The organism is Streptomyces sp. NPDC046881 (genome assembly GCF_040645015.1).
Classification (GTDB): Bacteria; Actinomycetota; Actinomycetes; order Streptomycetales; family Streptomycetaceae; genus Streptomyces.
Map to the genome: position 1 here is coordinate 1 of NZ_JBEYXJ010000107.1, position 16,573 is coordinate 16,573.

General features: G+C 71.9%; 13 protein-coding genes and 1 tRNA gene. 9 read left to right on the forward strand and 5 right to left on the reverse strand.

Annotated elements, in window-relative coordinates; all coding sequences use genetic code 11:
* Nucleotides 1-136: 136 nt before the first annotated feature.
* Together ABZ923_RS33645 and ABZ923_RS33650 are read right to left on the reverse strand one after the other, a co-directional pair.
* Nucleotides 137-3,172 carry an SUKH-4 family immunity protein gene (locus ABZ923_RS33645; protein ID WP_361479553.1) on the reverse strand — a complete coding sequence of 1,012 codons (3,036 nt, stop codon included), beginning with the start codon at nt 3,170-3,172 and terminating at the stop codon, nt 137-139.
* 10 nt (nt 3,173-3,182) lie between these two features.
* The gene (locus ABZ923_RS33650) at nt 3,183-4,223 is read right to left on the reverse strand and encodes an SMI1/KNR4 family protein (protein ID WP_361479556.1); all 1,041 of its coding nucleotides are present in this window, start codon (nt 4,221-4,223) and stop codon (nt 3,183-3,185) included.
* Nucleotides 4,224-4,488: 265 nt separating this feature from the next.
* On the opposite strand from ABZ923_RS33650, the gene ABZ923_RS33655 reads away from it, so the two are divergent.
* Nucleotides 4,489-5,004, forward strand: coding sequence for a YwqJ-related putative deaminase (locus ABZ923_RS33655; protein WP_361479559.1), 516 nt, complete (start codon nt 4,489-4,491; stop codon nt 5,002-5,004).
* A 57-nt stretch (nt 5,005-5,061) separates the two neighbouring features.
* Complete coding sequence (locus ABZ923_RS33660) at nt 5,062-5,556, forward strand: SUKH-3 domain-containing protein (protein ID WP_361479562.1); 495 nt, start codon at nt 5,062-5,064, stop codon at nt 5,554-5,556.
* Nucleotides 5,557-5,564: 8 nt separating this feature from the next.
* Here the strand turns inward: ABZ923_RS33660 and ABZ923_RS33665 are convergent, their stop codons facing one another.
* Nucleotides 5,565-6,353 (reverse strand): TIGR04222 domain-containing membrane protein, encoded by a 789-nt coding sequence (locus tag ABZ923_RS33665; RefSeq protein ID WP_361479565.1) that lies wholly within the window; start codon nt 6,351-6,353, stop codon nt 5,565-5,567.
* Between the two features lie 122 nt (nt 6,354-6,475).
* The gene (locus tag ABZ923_RS33670; protein WP_361479568.1) at nt 6,476-7,789 is read right to left on the reverse strand and encodes a histidine kinase; all 1,314 of its coding nucleotides are present in this window, start codon (nt 7,787-7,789) and stop codon (nt 6,476-6,478) included.
* 166 nt (nt 7,790-7,955) lie between these two features.
* On the opposite strand from ABZ923_RS33670, the gene ABZ923_RS33675 reads away from it, so the two are divergent.
* The 7 genes from ABZ923_RS33675 (at nt 7,956) to ABZ923_RS33705 (ending at nt 13,708) form a co-directional block, all read left to right on the forward strand.
* A complete protein-coding gene (locus ABZ923_RS33675; RefSeq protein WP_361479571.1) occupies nt 7,956-8,816 on the forward strand; it encodes a hypothetical protein in 861 nt (286 codons plus the stop codon).
* A 23-nt stretch (nt 8,817-8,839) separates the two neighbouring features.
* Nucleotides 8,840-8,910 (forward strand) — tRNA-Gln (locus ABZ923_RS33680).
* Nucleotides 8,911-9,045: 135 nt separating this feature from the next.
* Complete coding sequence (glmU, locus tag ABZ923_RS33685; protein ID WP_361479574.1) at nt 9,046-10,494, forward strand: bifunctional UDP-N-acetylglucosamine diphosphorylase/glucosamine-1-phosphate N-acetyltransferase GlmU; 1,449 nt, start codon at nt 9,046-9,048, stop codon at nt 10,492-10,494.
* A 153-nt stretch (nt 10,495-10,647) separates the two neighbouring features.
* Nucleotides 10,648-11,628 carry a ribose-phosphate diphosphokinase gene (locus tag ABZ923_RS33690; RefSeq protein ID WP_361479577.1) on the forward strand — a complete coding sequence of 327 codons (981 nt, stop codon included), beginning with the start codon at nt 10,648-10,650 and terminating at the stop codon, nt 11,626-11,628.
* A gap of 221 nt (nt 11,629-11,849) precedes the next feature.
* Complete coding sequence (locus ABZ923_RS33695; RefSeq protein ID WP_361479580.1) at nt 11,850-12,443, forward strand: 50S ribosomal protein L25/general stress protein Ctc; 594 nt, start codon at nt 11,850-11,852, stop codon at nt 12,441-12,443.
* 75 nt (nt 12,444-12,518) lie between these two features.
* The gene (gene pth / locus ABZ923_RS33700) at nt 12,519-13,121 is read left to right on the forward strand and encodes an aminoacyl-tRNA hydrolase (RefSeq protein WP_361479582.1); all 603 of its coding nucleotides are present in this window, start codon (nt 12,519-12,521) and stop codon (nt 13,119-13,121) included.
* Between the two features lie 80 nt (nt 13,122-13,201).
* Complete coding sequence (locus ABZ923_RS33705; RefSeq protein WP_361479585.1) at nt 13,202-13,708, forward strand: hypothetical protein; 507 nt, start codon at nt 13,202-13,204, stop codon at nt 13,706-13,708.
* Between the two features lie 61 nt (nt 13,709-13,769).
* Here the strand turns inward: ABZ923_RS33705 and ppc are convergent, their stop codons facing one another.
* Nucleotides 13,770-16,502 carry a phosphoenolpyruvate carboxylase gene (ppc, locus tag ABZ923_RS33710; RefSeq protein WP_361479588.1) on the reverse strand — a complete coding sequence of 911 codons (2,733 nt, stop codon included), beginning with the start codon at nt 16,500-16,502 and terminating at the stop codon, nt 13,770-13,772.
* Between the last annotated feature and the right edge of the window lie 71 nt (nt 16,503-16,573).

Consider the following 16,573-nt stretch of genomic DNA (forward strand, 5'->3'; position numbering starts at 1 on the left):
CAATATTGCTATTTAACCTTAAATAACGCCACACACCGCAGACACCACCCGCCTACCCCCACCCCGCGTCGGGCCCTTCACGCGCGCGCGTGAAGGGCCCGAAGGAGTCACACCCGACCGGCGGGCACCCAGCGGGCTACAACAGCCCGTCCCACATCTGCTCCAGCAGCACCGACCACCAGCTCTCCGGCGAACCGAGCGCCGCCGGGTCCAGGGCGGCCAGCTGCGCCTGGAAGTCGACGGTCCAGCGGCCCGCCTGCTCCTGGTTCAGCCCGTACCTCAGCCGCCACATCCGGCCCAGCAGCGCCAGGCACCGCGCGAACTCCGGCAGCCCGGTGTTCACGAACTGCGGCGGCACCGGCGCACCGCCCGGCCCGGCCTCCACCGGCACGGCCACGATGTTCGCCGTGCCGTACTGCACACAGATCGCCTTGCCGAAGTCGCTGCCCATCACGAGGTACGACCCCGCGTCCGCCGCCGGCTGCACCCCGCGCTCCGCCGCCAGCTCCGCGAGCGTCGGCACCGGGCGGCCCGGCTGCGCCTGCGCCCAGAAGAACGGGCCCATGTCCACCGGCAGCCCAGCCAGGACCAGGGTGTGCGCCACGATCGGCGGCACGCCCTGCCGGGACACCGCCTGCTGCTCGAACCGGAACACGCCCGGGCCGAACGCCGCGGCCAGCTCCTGCGCGATGCCCTCCGGCGGCACCGGCGGCGCGGCCTGCACCGGCGGCAGCGGCGCCCGCACCGGCGCCGGCCGCGCGGGACCGTCCGCCACCTGGTGCAGCTCGCCCTGGTGCGCCAGCAACTGCTGCATGCCCTGCTGCCGGCTCGCGTGGTCCGTGCCGTACGGCGCGATGGACGCGATCCGCGCCTGCGGCCACTGCTCGCGGATCATCCGCGCGCAGTAGGCACCCGGCAGCGCGCACGACTCCAGCTCCGTGTGCAGCTCCAGCACCTGGTCCGGCGGCACGTTCATGGCCCGCAGCTCGTGGAAGATCTGCCACTCCGGGTGCGGGGTGCCCGGCGCCGAACGCCGGATCACCTGCTGCTCGGACCCGTCCTGCGCGCGGTAACGCAGCACGGCCTGATACCCCGGCCCGACCGTCGGCTGGCCCTGCTGCGGATACCCGTACGCCCCCGCCGGCGGCACACCGGGCGCCCCGAGCGTGCCGGGTGCGGGCGGCGGCAGAGGCGCGCCCGGCCCGCCCACCGGAGGAGCGGCCAGCACGGTCTCGGCATGGTGCACGCCACCGGGAGGCTGCGGCGCCCCCGGACCGGCCGGAACACCGGGGACGTGCGGGGGCACCGGACCACCGGACGCCTGCGACGCACCGGGGGCACCCGGAGGCTGCGGCGCACCAGGCACCGGCGGCATGCCCGGGCCGCCCGGGGCCGCGGGGGCACCCGGAGCACCGGCCGCACCCGGCGTGCCGCCCTGAGGCTGCGTCACACCCGGCGCGGGGGGCATGCCCGGGGCCGCGGGAGCGCCGGGCGGGTTGGGCATACCCGGGGCACCTGGAGCACCGGGAGCACCCGGGGGCAACGGCGCACCCGGAGCCGGGGGCGGCGTACCCGGCGTACCGGAAGCACCCGGCATCCCCGGAGCACCCGGCGGCTGCGGAGCACCCGGCGCCGCAAAGGCACCCGAGGCGTTGGGCATACCCGGACCACCCGCCGCACCCGGAGCACCGGGAGGCAGCGGCGCACCCGGCGCCGGAGGCGGCGTACCCGGCCCACCCGGCATCCCATGAGCACCCGGGGCACCCGGAGCACCCGGCGGCTGCGGCGCACCCGGCGCCGGGTGCGGCGTACCGGAAGCACCCGGCATCCCCGGAGCACCCGGAGCCCCCGGAGGCTGCGGCGCGCCCGGCGCCGTCGGCGTGCCCTGTCCGGCCGGTGACGCGAAGGCGCCCGAGGTGTTCGGTGTGCCGGGAGCGGCCGGGCCCTGGGGGGCAGGGCCGCCCAGTTGGCTCGGGTCGGCCAGCACCGTGGCCGCGTGGTGCACGTGGCCCGGTGCCTGCGGTCCCTCCGGGCCGCCCTGGCCCTCGGGGCCCTCCGGGCCCAGGGCCGAGACGAGTTGCGTCGGCACGTACCCGCCCGCGGGCGGCGGCGTCGCGGTCCCCGGGCGCGTCCCCGGCGCACCGGGAGCGCCCGGCGGTGGAGGCGGCGCGCCCACTCCGCCACGCGCCTTCTTCGGCGGCGGCGCGGCCTTGCTCGTCGCCGCGTCCGCGATGTCCCCGGCGTTCGGCGCGAGCCGCCGCCCGGGCGCACCCGGCCCCGCCGGAGGCTGCGGCGCACCGCCGGGCGCCTGCGGATAGCCGTACCCGGGAGCACCCTGCGGGTAGCCGTACGACGGGGTGCCGGCCGGCGGGTACGGCGGCACGCCCTGCGGCGGGGTGCCCGGGGCAGCCGGCGGCTGCGGGGGCGTACCGCCCTGGCCGGCGCCCGGCACATCGAGCGCCGGTACGACCGCCGTCGGCGGCAACTGGCTGCCGCCCGACATCAGCGCCGTCGGCGCGTCCGGCGCCACCGCCTGCGGGCGCGGCGCCGCGTCGTCCGAGTCGCCCAGCGGCGGCGCGAACACCGTCGCCGGCAGCGGCACGGAACGGTCCTCGTCGCCGGTTTCCGCGTTCGTGTCGGTACCGGCCCACGGCGTGGCCCCCTCAGGCACGTCCGCCACGGCGGACGCCCCCGCGGACGCCTCCGCGGGCACCCCGGCCTGCGTCTCGGCCGGCCCGCCCCCACCGGGGGAAGCGGGCCCCTCGCCGGCCACCGGGTCCGGCCGCCGTTCCCCCACACCCAGCTTGTCCGCCGCCTCCTGCAACCACTCCGGAGGAGTCAGCAGGAACGACGTCTGGTTCAGATCCAAGCGCGCGGCCGCGGGCGCCGACACCGCGTCCTGCGGCTCCTGCGCACGGCCGTACTCCTCCTCGTACCGGCGGATCACCTCGCCCACCGGCAACGCCGGCCACAGCGTGGCCTCCCCGCTGTCCCGGGCGATGACCAGCCGCTGGCCACCCGCGTCCGAACGCGGGCCCTCCGCCCGGTCCTCGCCCCACACCACGAACCCCAGCTCGAACTCCCGCACCCGCACCTCACGGTGCTGGTACGCGGGCACATCGCCGTTGATCCACTCCTCGGCGCGCTCCTGCGCCTGCGCGTACGTCACCATCGCTCGCAGCTCACTCCCCCACCGGGCCGGAAGACGCCGAGCCGGAAGACACCGGGACGACACGGGCGAAACCGCCGTCCACCATCAGATGGGCCACCGTCTCCAACTCCGGCGGACTGCCCGCCAGCCGGGACAGGAACACGTCGAAGTCGTCCCCGCACGGCAGCAGCAGACGCTCCACCCGCTCCGCCGGCGACCACGACGGATCCACGTCCCGCACATCGTCGTACGCGCAGAACCACACGGAACCGGTCCGCTCACCCCGCACCTTGACCGCGAGCAGCCCGCCCTGCACGAAGGACACCCCGAGGTAATCCTTCGTCAGATGGTCCCGTAGACACTTGTTCACGTACACCAGGTCGTTGACCGCGGCCTCGTCCCGCACCGTGAAGAACGGCTGGTCCAGCAGCAGCCCCAACTCGGCGTCCAGCGCCGTACCCACCGGCGCACAGCCACCCGCCGCCTTAAGGAACGAACGGAACGCACCCGGCAGCCGGTACCCGAGATCCTCCTCGACCCCCTGCACCTGCGCCTCCGTCACCGCCACACCCGACTTCGGCAGCCCGAAGTGCGCCGGCCGCGACTCCTGCAACGGCCGCGTCCCCCGCTTGCCGTGGTCCACCGGCGCCGTCGCCACCCCACCGTGGTGCCGCAGCAACGCCTTCACCTCGACCGGAATCAACTCCAGCCGCCGCGTGCCCGCCGCGTGATGCCACGTCCAGCCGTGCGGCGTCGCCACCTTCGGCAGCGTGTCCCACCACTCGTGCCCCGTCGCCGCCAGCGCCGCGTTCGCCGACACGTAGTCCGTCAGCCGCAACTCGTCGACACCGAAACCCTCCGGCGGCTCGGCGATCTCCACCGCCACGCGCGCGTACGGCGAGAAATCCGGATGACCATGCTCATCGACCCGTACCCCTCTCGGGTGACGTGCCGCCCGGACCGGATCCGGGAAGTGCACGACCTGCCCGGCGTAGGCCGCGTTCGGCGGCGCGGCCCGTCCCCCGGCGTGGCCGCTGGGCGGTTCACCCAGCCCGAGCCGACCTGTCGTCATGGCGGTTGCCCCCTGCGGCGTTGTCTCTGGCCTGAACGGCGGTGTCGATCGCGGATGCCGACAGCCTATGCCGTACACGAACCCCGGTCACCGGCCCGCCACATCCCCACCGGCCGCCCCACCACCACCCCCGTGACCAGCCGTCACCCCACCGTCACGGCACGCCCCCGCACAGGCGTCTCACACCCGCCCCAGCTTCCGCACCAGCCACGGCATTTGGCACCCTGTGTCCTTCGGGGGCATGCCCGGGGAGGGAAGAACGACCATGAACGCCTTGCAGACCGGAGGTACCGACGTGCGGGCCGGCGACCCTCGCATCGGCTGGAGCGGCACCGACACACCCCCCGCCCCCGCCCTCCGCCACCGCCGCGACGGCATCCTGCCCACCGTCGCCGCCGCCCTCTCCGTCCGCGGCGCCACCCTCACCGGCACCGCCGCCCGCAGCGACCAACCCCCCGCCCTCCACCCCCTCGTCCAGGACTTCCTCGACACCCTCACCAGCACCCAACGCGACCGCTTCACCGGCCGCTGCGCCGAGACCATCCTCATCTCCCGGCACCTCGCCGCCGCCGACGCCGCCCGCAGCAAACGCGCCGCCCGCAGACCCATGACCAACAGCGAAGCCCGCAAAGCCCTCAAAAACGCCAAACTCACCGCCCGCCGCATACGCGAGGACGGCGACCCCCTCCACGGCGGCTTCGCCACCCCCTGCCGCGCCTGCACCGCCCTCAGCGCCCACTTCGGCGTCCGCATCGTCGACCCCGCCACACCCGACGACTGACCCCCCACCCCCGCACCACCCGCCGAACCACCGCCGAGCACGACGAACGAAGGGCAGATGCACACCGACCGCACCTCGACCACGCGCTTCCCCGTACCCGTCGACGCCGCCCTGCGCGCCGCCGGCTGGCAACCCGGACGCTGGGACATAAAACAGGCCGAGATCTGGGCCGACGCCCTGCGCGAACACACCTCACCCGCCGGACACCGGCACACCGTGTTCCCCGCCGCCGTCGAAGCCTGGGCCGAATTCGGCGGCCTCACCATCACCCCCACCGGCCCCGGCCGCCAGATCGCCCCCGCCACCCTGCACCTCGACCCCCTGCACGGCCTCCACCTCGCCCGCACCCTCGGCGACCTCGGCCGCGCCCTCGGCACCGAACTGTGCCCCCTCGGCGAGGAGACCGACACCGCCGCCCTCCTCGCCATCGACACCGAAGGCCGCGTCTACACCATCGACCACACCGGCGACTGGTACCTCGGCCCCGACATCGACCACGCCCTGGCCACCCTGATCACCGGCATCCCACCCGTACGCCTCACCGCCGGCTGACCCCGCACCTACAGCCCGCCCAGCCCCGGAGGATCGTCCCAACCCGGACCGGAGGAACCGGAGTCAGGCCACCTCGTGGCCTCCCACAGCGGCCCCAGCCTCGGGCACCACCAGCCACGAGCGGCCCTCCCCAGATCCAGGGCGTCCCTCCCCCGCAGCCCGTCGTTCCCCGCCGGCGCCCACACCCCATCGGGCCACCGGACCGCGTGCGCGGCGAGCGCCGCACGCCCCGCCGCCGTGACCCACCCCGACCCCACACCCCCGTGGCGATGAGCGAGCCCACCGGCCACCATCACCAGCACCACGACCGCCACGACCACCCACACCGGCCCGTCCTGCGCCGACGCCACGGCGACCGCCGCCACACCCAGCGCACCCGACACCCAGTGCGCCACCCACAACCACCCATCGGCCACACCGAACGCCCGCCTCCGCGACGGACCGCCGTCCACCAGCCCCCGCTCCGCCAGACGGTCACCGACCGCGTCGACCGCCGGACACCTCGCCAACCGGTCCATCCGCCGCCACACCCGGCCCCGGGGCCGCACACCGAGCACCCCCACCACAGCCGCCTCCACCGCATCCCGCGGCACCGGATCAGTGATCGCGACCACCGTCCCCCGCACCGACAACCGCCCACCCAGCAGCATCGACGCCATCGCCGTCAAAGCGACGTCCTCCTCCCCACCCGACAGGAACGCCACCTCGTACAGACCCAGCTCCCCACCCTCCGGGCCCGCACCCACCGGCGCGCCCGCACAGCGCCGGTACGCCCGGCGGAAGAACCAGGCCGCCACCCCCGTCACCGCACAGCAGACACCGAGCAGAACCCCCCACGCCACGGCAGCCCCCTCCAACGCGGCAACGAAACCCCGGCGAACCACCCCCTCCATGCCCCCGCCACGCCAAGGTCACCCCCCTACGCCGCCGGGATCACCGCCGACACCCGAAACCCCCCGGCATCCGTCGGACCCGACACGAACACACCACCCAGCGCCAGGACCCGCTCCCGCATCCCCACCAGACCGTTCCCACCCGAGGGCAACCCGGCCGCCGACGCCGACGCCGGCTCCGGCGGCGGCCCGTTCTCCACCTGCATCGCGATCTCCGACACCCGGTGCGCCAACCGCACGTGCGTCTTCGCCCCCGCCGCATGCTTGTGGACGTTCGTCAACGCCTCCTGCACCACCCGGTACGCCGTCTGCTCCACCTCCGCCGCATACGACCGCACCTCCCCCTCGACCGACACGTCCACCGCCATCCCCGCGGCCACCGACTGCCCGATCAACTCGTCCAGCTCCGACAGACAGGGACCCTCCGCCGCCCCCTCCGCCTCGGCCACCCGCGACGCCGCCGCGACAGCCGCCTCCCCGGCCGCCGCCAACGGCCCCGAAGCAGTCCGCCGACCCGCGTCCTCCCCCGCCCGCAACACCCCGAGCATCTCCCGCAGCTCCGTCAGCGCCTGCCGGCCCATGTCCCCCACCAGGGCCGCGTTCCGCACCGCCTTCTCGGGATCCTTCCGCGCCACCGCCTGCAACGCCGCCGCGTGCACCACCATCAGACTCACCCGATGCGCCACCACGTCGTGCATCTCCCGCGCGATCCGCGTCCGCTCCTCGTTACGCGCCCACTCGGCCCGCTCCTCCGCCCGCTCCGCGAGCAACTGCAGCTCCCGCTCCAGACTGTCCGCCCGCTCCCGCAGGCTCTCCATCAACCGCCGCCGCGCCCCCACGTACAGGCCCAGCAACACCGGCGGAGCCGTCAGCCCCAGCGCCGTCGTCACCGCCGCGAACGGCACGAACCAGTCACCCAGCGTCAGATCACCACGCGCCATGTCCTGACGCACCCGCACGAACGTCACCACCGCCGTGCCCAGCAGCGACATCCCCGACAACGCCCCGATCACCCGCCGCGGCAGCTCACACGCCGCCAGCGTGTACAGACCGACGACCCCCAACAGGAAGCCCATCTCGGCCGGCGTGATCGCGATCGCCACCAGCACCACGGCGATCGGCCACTTCCGGCGCACCAACAGCACCGAACCGGCGACCAGACCGAACACGATCCCGACCGACACCGGGATCCCCGCCTCCCGGGCGAACGGAACCCCCTCCGCCGCGCACTCCACGGCCGACACCAGCGCGAGGCTCCCGTCGAACACCGCACTGCGCCGCCTCACCCACCACCAAGGGCCGGTCAACGCCCTCCCGTGGTCTTCCCCCGTCGTGGTCATGCCTCCAGCCTACGGGCGACGGGTACGGCTTTTCCGGTGACTTTCGCCCACCACCGCGCGTCACACCTCGTAACCGAACACCCTCGAAACCACCCGCTATCCCTCGAACTGGTGAACCTCCCCCGTTCCACTCCGGAATCCAACATTCCGTCCGGACGGTATGCGTATGGCACATTCACCAGGCAAGTACGCCGACTTCGAGACCCTCCGCGAACAGGCGATCACCCTCCGCCGAGCCGGCCACAGCCTCCGGCAGATCCGCGACGAACTGAAGATCTACAACAACGACCTCCTCAACCAACTGGTGAAGGGCGAACCGCCACCGGAGTGGACGAAGCGCCCGAGGGCCAAGGACGACCTCCGAGAGAGGGCCCGGGAGCTACGCCTCCAGGGCTGGACCTATGACCAGATCGAGGCGGAACTGGGGTGCTCGCGCAGTTCCGTGTCGCTGTGGGTGCGGGATCTGCCGAAGCCGGAGCGCCGACGAACCCCCGAGGAAGCGGCAGCCGTCGCCCGCAAGGGCTGGGAGGCGAAGCTGCGCATCCGGGACGAGGAGCGGCGACGGACGAAGGGAGAGGCCAAGCGGTCCATCGGCCGGCTCTCGACGCGCGAGCTCTTCCTGGTGGGCGTGGGCCTTTACTGGGCCGAGGGCGGCAAGGACAAGCCGTACGACCGCCGGGAGAGCGTCACCTTCGTCAACAGCGACCCTGGCATGATCGAGGTGTTCCTGGCGTGGCTCGACCTGCTTCAAGTGGAGCGGGAGCGTCTGCGGTTCACCGTGATGATCCACGAGAACGCCGACGTGGACGGAGCCGAGCGCTACTGGGCCGACCTGGTCGGCGCCGACGCCTCGGTGTTCAACAAGACGACGCTCAAGAAGCACAACCCGAAGACGGTGCGCAAGAACACCGGTGACGACTACCGCGGCTGCCTCGTGATCAAAGTCCTGAAGGGCGCCGACTTGTACCGTCGCATCGAAGGCTCTTGGTACGGCATAGTGGAGGCCGTGCGCGAAGCCGATCAATGAAATCGGACATAGCACATAAACCATCCCGGATCGTCTAAGGGTAGGACAAACGGTTTTGGTCCGTTGAATGAGGGTTCGAATCCTTCTCCGGGAGCTCACAGCACACAAAACCCAGGTTCGGGTCCTGACCGGTAACACCACCGTCAGGACCCGCTCTCATGTCCGCCCCAAAGCGCCCCGGTATCCTGCGGCTGTCACCCCCACCCATCCAAAGCCGAAGGGCAACCCCGTGAGCGCCATCCGCCCGGCCGCCGTCGTCGTTCTCGCAGCGGGTGAGGGCACCCGTATGAAGTCGGCCACACCGAAGGTCCTGCACCAGATCTGCGGCCGTTCCCTCGTCGGCCATGTGCTGGCCGCCGCCCGTGAGTTGGACCCGCAGCACCTGGTCGTCGTGGTCGGCCACGCCCGTGAGCAGGTCGGTGCCCACCTCGCCGAGATCGACCCGGCCACCAGGACCGCCGTGCAGGCGGAGCAGAACGGGACCGGGCACGCCGTACGGATGGGTCTGGAGGAGCTGGGCGGGTCCGTCGAGGGGACCGTCGTGGTGGTGTGCGGGGACACCCCGCTGCTCACCGGCGACACGCTCAAGCGGCTCGCCGGGACGCACAGTGCGGACGGCAACGCCGTGACCGTGCTCACCGCCGAGGTGCCGGACGCGACCGGTTACGGCCGGATCGTGCGGGACGAGGCGACGGGTGCCGTCACCGCGATCGTGGAGCACAAGGACGCGACCGAGGCGCAGCGGGCGATCCGGGAGATCAACAGTGGGGTCTTCGCCTTCGACGGGCGGTTGCTGGCGGACGCGCTGAAGAAGGTGCGGACGGACAACAGCCAGGGTGAGGAGTACCTCACGGACGTGCTGGGGATCCTGCGGGAGGCCGGGCACCGGGTGGGGGCCTCGGTGGCCGGTGATCACCGGGAGATCGCGGGGATCAACAACCGGGTGCAGTTGGCGGAGGCCCGGCGCACGCTGAACGACCGGTTGCTGACGCGGGCGATGCTCGACGGTGTGACGGTCGTGGATCCGGCGACGACGTGGGTGGATGTGTCGGTGACGTTCGAGCGGGACGCCGTGGTGCATCCGGGGACGCAGCTGACGGGGTCGACGCATCTGGGTGAGGGTGCCGAGGTGGGGCCGAACTGCCGGCTGAAGGACACGAAGGTGGGTCCGGGGGCGCGGGTGGACAACACGGTGGCCGACGGGGCTGTGGTGGGCGAGCGGGCGAGCGTGGGACCGTACGCGTATCTGCGGCCCGGGACGCGTCTCGGTGCCAAGGGGAAGATCGGCACGTACGTGGAGACGAAGAACTCCTCGATCGGGGAGGGTACGAAGGTGCCGCACCTGTCGTATGTCGGGGACGCGACGATCGGTGAGTACTCGAACATCGGCGCGGCGAGTGTGTTCGTGAACTACGACGGTCAGGACAAGCACCACACGACGATCGGGTCGCATTGCCGGACCGGTTCGGACAACATGTTTGTGGCTCCTGTCACGGTCGGGGACGGTGCCTACACCGCCGCCGGGTCGGTGATCACGAAGGATGTGCCGCCTGGTTCGCTGGCCGTGGCCCGTGGTCAGCAGCGGAATATCGAGGGTTGGGTGGCTCGGAAGCGTCCGGGGAGCGCGGCGGCGAAGGCGGCCGAGGCGGCGTCCCGGCAGGGTGAGAGCGAGGACTGACCGGAAACGGGTGCGCCAAACACGGCGTACCGTGATAAGTGCACATCCGCACGTGTGCACCCGCACCCTTACCAGCTGATTCGGCCTCTCATGCCCAGCCGAGAGGTCGCCGAGCAGCCGGCTGGCTGAGACAACCTCTGAGGAGACTGTGCTGTGACCGGGATCAAGACGACCGGCGAGAAGAAGATGATGTTCTTCTCCGGCCGCGCCCACCCCGAGCTTGCCGAGGAGGTCGCCCAGCAGCTGGGTGTCGGGGTCGTCCCGACGAAGGCCTTCGACTTCGCCAACGGTGAGATCTATGTCCGTTACCAGGAGTCGGCTCGTGGTGCGGACTGCTTCCTGATCCAGAGCCACACGGCTCCGATCAACAAGTGGATCATGGAGCAGCTGATCATGATCGACGCGCTGAAGCGTGCGTCGGCTCGTTCCATCACGGTGATCGTGCCGTTCTACGGTTACGCGCGGCAGGACAAGAAGCACCGGGGTCGTGAACCGATTTCGGCGCGTCTGATCGCGGATCTGATGAAGACGGCGGGTGCGGACCGGATCCTGACCGTGGATCTGCACACGGACCAGATCCAGGGTTTCTTCGACGGGCCGGTGGACCACCTGTTCGCGCTGCCGCTGCTGGCGGACTACGTGGGCAAGAAGGTGGACCGGGAGAAGCTGACGGTGGTGTCGCCGGACGCGGGCCGGGTGCGGGTGGCGGACCGGTGGTGCGACCGGCTCGGTGCGCCGCTGGCGATCGTGCACAAGCGGCGTGACAAGGACGTGGCGAACCAGGTGACGGTCCACGAGGTCGTGGGTGAGGTCAAGGGTCGCGTGTGTGTCCTGGTGGACGACATGATCGACACGGGTGGCACGATCTGTGCGGCTGCGGACGCGTTGTTCGCGCACGGTGCGGAGGACGTCATCGTGACGGCGACGCACGGTGTGCTGTCGGGTCCGGCCGCCGATCGGCTGAAGAACTCGCGGGTGAGTGAGTTCGTGTTCACGAACACGCTGCCGACGCCGGCGGAGCTGGGCCGGGATCTGGACAAGATCACGGTGCTGTCGATCGCTCCGACGATCGCGAGTGCGGTGCGTGAGGTGTTCGAGGATGGTTCGGTGACCAGCCTCTTCGACGAGCAGTGAGGTTTCTGCACCTCCTTGCTGCATCACCTGCTGCATCACCTGCTGCACCCCTGAGGTGATCGTTTTGGGTACGGCCTCCCCCTCCGAGTAGACTGCTGCAGTTGCTCGGCGAGGGAGGCCGTACTCGTGTACGGCGGTCCGTTATCGACGCGCTCTTCGTAGCAGGCCGTTCGTGGCCGGGTGACCACGTCCGTTCCGAGTTCCTACGAGGAGTGATCCACATGTCCGAGGTGAAGCTCAGCGCCGAGACGCGCACCGAGTTCGGCAAGGGTGCCGCGCGCCGTATCCGCCGTGACAACAAGGTGCCGGTCGTTCTGTACGGCCACGGCTCCGACCCGCTGCACCTGTCCCTGCCGGGCCACGACCTGCTGCTGGCGCTGCGTACGCCGAACGTCCTGATCTCGCTGGACATCGACGGCAAGACCAACGAGCTGGCGATCCCGAAGGCCGTGCAGCGCGACCCGCTGAAGGGCTTCCTGGAGCACGTCGACCTCCAGCTGGTCAAGCGCGGCGAGAAGGTCAACGTCGACATCCCGGTGCACACCGAGGGCGAGCTGGCCCCGGGCGGCAACCTGCTGGAGCACGTCCTGGACGCGCTGCCGGTCGAGACCGAGGCCACGCACATCCCCGAGTCGGTCACCGTCTCCGTCGAGGGCCTGGAGGCCGGTGCCTCCATCCTCGCCAAGGACATCACCCTCCCGTCCGGCACGACGCTGGCCGTCGACGAGGACACGGTCGTCCTGCAGGTCCTGGCCGCGCAGGCCGAGGAGACCGAGGGCGAGGCCGCCGAGGGCGAAGAGGCCGCCGAGGCCTGATCCTCGCCGTCGTCATCAGCTGATCAGCCGCTGCTTCCCTCGCGGGGGGCGGCGGCTGGCGCGTATCAAGGAGACATGGACGTGACCACCCCCGCCAGTGATCCCTGGCTGATCGTCGGGCTCGGCAACCCCGGGCCGGAGTACGCCATGAACCGGCACAACGTCGGTTTCATGGTGGCCGACCTGCTCGCGGAGCGGATCGGGGGGAAGTTCAAGCGGGCGGGCAAGGCGCAGGCGCAGGTGCTGGAGGGGCGGATCGGTCCGGCGGGGCCGGGCAGCCGCCGGGTGGTCCTGGCGAAGCCGATGTCGTACATGAACCTGTCCGGTGGTCCGGTGAACGCGCTCAGGGACTTCTACAAGGTGCCGGTGGGCAACATCGTGGCGGTCCATGACGAGCTGGACATCGACTACGGCACGCTGCGGCTGAAGCTGGGCGGTGGTGACAACGGGCACAACGGTCTGAAGTCGATGACGAAGGCGATGGGGCCGGACTACCACCGGGTGCGGTGCGGGATCGGCCGGCCGCCGGGCCGGATGCAGGTGGCGGACTTCGTGCTGAAGGACTTCTCCTCGGCGGAGCGCAAGGAGCTGGACTGGTTCGTGGACCGGGCGGCGGACGCGGTGGAGGCGCTGGTGACGGAGGGGCTGGAGCGGGCGCAGAGCGCGTACAACTCCTGAGGGTGTGCCGGTGTCGTACAACTGCCGACTTGTCCGCCCAGGTCGCTCGGGCGAGTTGACCGGTCGTAGGGGTATGGCCAATGATCCCGGCCATGCCTGCCACAGCCCGTACTCCTCGTCAGGCGTCCGTGTCCGCGTTGCGGCTCGGGCGGGTCGCGGCGATGGGTGCGCTCGCCGCGTTGATCCTGTTCGCCGGTGTGTGGGGTTCCTGGGGGACCGCGCAGCACGTGATGCTGACCAAGGGGCGTGAGCGGGGCACGGTCCGGGTGACGCGGTGCGCGGAGGATGTGTGCACCGGTGCGTTCACGCCGGCGTCGGCGGGGGCAGGTGCCCGTGCGCGGGTGGAGATCGAGCAGTCCGTCGCGGTGCGTTCGGGGACGACGTACGACGTGGTCCTCAAGCCCGGCAGCGGGGAGGCGGTGCGGTCCGGTCCGGCGGGGATCCTGTACGCGTGGGTGCCGTTGGGCGGGGCGCTGCTGCTGGCCGCGGTGGTGGTCGCGGGCGGGATGCGGCTGGTGCGGCCGGCGTGGGTGCTGGGGCTCGCCGGTGCGGGGCTGCTGACGGCGGTGTTCGTGGCGTTGCAGTGAGGTGGGACGGACGGTGCCCCCGGGGTCGTACGACCTCGGGGGCACCGTTCGTTCCGGCGGGTCAGCCGGTGTTGCGCAGGCCCGCCGCCACACCGTTGACGGTGAGGAGCAGGGCGCGGGAGAGCAGCGGGTCGGGGCTGACGCCGGCCGCCGCGGCGTCGCGCTGCCGCTTGAGCAGGGCGACCTGGAGGTAGGAGATCGGGTCTAGGTAGGCGTCGCGGATGGCGAAGGTCTGCTTGAGGACCGGCTGGGCGTCGAGGAGTTCGTTCTCGCCGGTGACGCGCAGGACCTCGCGGACGGTCAGCTCGTGTTCGGCCTTGATGGTGTCGAAGACGTGCTTGAGGTCGTCGGGGACGAGGGTGTCGACGTAGTGCTGGGCGATGCGCAGGTCGGTCTTCGCGAGGGTCATCTCGACGTTGGAGATGAAGTTGCGGAAGAAGTGCCACTGCTGGTGCATCTCGTCGAGCACGGTGTCCAGGCCGGCCTCGCGCAGGGCCTTCAGGCCGGAGCCGACGCCGAACCAGCCGGGGACGATCTGCCGGGACTGGGTCCAGCCGAACACCCACGGGATGGCCCGCAGGCCGTCGAGCGAGACGCCGGAGCCGGGGCGGCGGGAGGGCCGGGAGCCCAGGTGCAGGTCGGCGAGCTGGTCCACCGGCGTCGACGCGAGGAAGTACGTCGGCAGGTCCGGGTCCTCGACCAGGCGGCGGTAGGCGGCGTGGGCGGCGTCGGAGACGACGTCCATGGCCGCGTCCCAGCGGGCGAGGGCCTCGTCGGACTGGCGGGGTGCGGTGTGCAGGGCGGAGGCCTGGAGGGTGGCCGCGACGGTCAGCTCCAGGTTCTCCCGGGCGAGGGAGGGGATGAGGTACTTGTCGGAGATGACCTCGCCCTGCTCGGTGACCTTGATCTCGCCCTCCAGGGTGCCCCAGGGCTGGGCGAGGATGGCGTCGTGGGAGGGGCCGCCGCCGCGGCCGACGGTGCCGCCGCGGCCGTGGAAGAGGCGCAGCCGGACGCCGTAGCGGTGGGCGACGTCGCGCAGCCGGCGCTGGGCGCGGTGGATCTCCCACTGGCTGGTGGTGATGCCGCCGAACTTGGAGGAGTCGGAGTAGCCGAGCATGACCTCCTGGACGTCGCCGCGCAGCGCGACCAGGCGCCGGTAGGACGGGTCGGAGAGCATGTCCTCCAGGATGGTGTCGGCGGCCTTCAGCTCGTCCGTGGTCTCCAGGAGGGGGACGATGCCGATCTTGGCCCAGCCGGCGTGCAGGTCGAGGAGGCCGGCCTCGCGGGCGAGGACGGCGGCGGCGAAGACGTCGTCGGCGCCCTGGCACATGGAGATGATGTAGGACTCGATGACCTCGGGGCCGAAGACCTCCAGGGCCTTCCTGACGGTCTGGAAGACGCCGAGGGTCTTCTCCCCGGCCGCGTCGACGGGGGCCGGGGTGGGTGCGAGGGGCCTTCTGGAGCGCAGTTCCTTGGCGAGGAGCTTGGCCCGGTACTCGCGGGGCATGTCGGCGTAGCGCCAGGACTCCTCGCCGAGGCGGTCGAAGAGCTGGCCGAGGGCGTGGTGGTGGGCGTCGGCGTGTTCGCGGACGTCCATGGTGGCGAGCTGGAGGCCGAAGGCGGCCAGGGTGCGGATGGTGCGGGCGAGGCGGCCGTCGGCGAACAGGCCGCCGCGGTGCTCGCGCAGGGAGGTCTGGACGATCCGGAGGTCGGCGAGGAGTTCGCCGGTGCCGAGGTAGTCGCGGCCCTCCTCGTGGGGGGTGCCCTTGGCGAGGCGCTGCTTGGTGTTCTCCAGCTTCTGCCGGATGCAGGTGGCCTTGAGCCGGTAGGGCTCCTCGGCGTTGAGGCGCTTGTAGCGGGGGCTGATCTCGGGGAGCAGCTCCAGGTCGGCCTTGAGGGAGTCGAGCAGTTCCTCGGTGGCTCCGGCGTAGCGGATGGAGTTGGAGAGCAGTCCGCGCAGCTCGTCGATCATCTCCAGGGCGTCGTTGATGCCGTGCTCGTGCTGGAGGATGAGGACGTCCCAGGTCACCTGGGGGGTGACGTTGGGGTTGCCGTCGCGGTCGCCGCCGATCCAGGTGCCGAAGGTCAGCGGGCGGGTCTCGTCGGGCAGCTCGATGCCGACGCGCTCCAGTTCCGCCGTCAGGTCCTCCAGGACGTCGCCGACCGCTTCGGCGTGCAGTTCGTCCAGGTAGTAGATGGCGTTGCGGGCCTCGTCGGCGGGTTCGGGCCGTACGACGCGCAGCTCGTCGGTCTGCCAGACGAGGTCGATGTTCTCGGCGAGGCGGACGTCGTGGCGGCGGCGGTCGGATTCGAGGACGGGGGTGTCCAGGAGCGCGGCGATGCGCCGGAGCTTGTTGAGGACGGACCGGCGGGCGGCCTCGGTGGGGTGTGCGGTGAAGACCGGGCGGACGTTGAGGTTCCGGACGGTCTGCCGCAGGTGCTCGGGGTCGGCGTCCTTGAGCCGGTCGGCGGTGCGGGAGAGCAGGCCGCCCTCGGCGGCGCGCCGGGCGCGCAGCTCGCGGCCACGGTGCACCTGTTCGGTGATGTTGGCAAGGTGGAAGTAGGTGGAGAAGGCGCGGACCAGCTTGGCCGCGGTCTCCAGTTCGGTGCCGCGCAGCAGCTCGGCGGCGGCCTCGCCGTCCTCGCGCGTGAGGCGGCGAACCTTCTCGACCAGTTCGAGAAGCTCGGGCCCTTCTTGCCGGACGAGGGTCTCCCCCAGGAGATCGCCCAGCCGGCGGATGTCGGCGCGCAGCTCGCTGCCGGTCGTGGTGGTCTGGTCGTCGGCACTGCTCACAGGTGCGGCTCCTTGCAGTGTTGAAGCTCGTCTGGGAGGGGAACCCGGCCGGCTGCCAGGCGGCGGGGCGC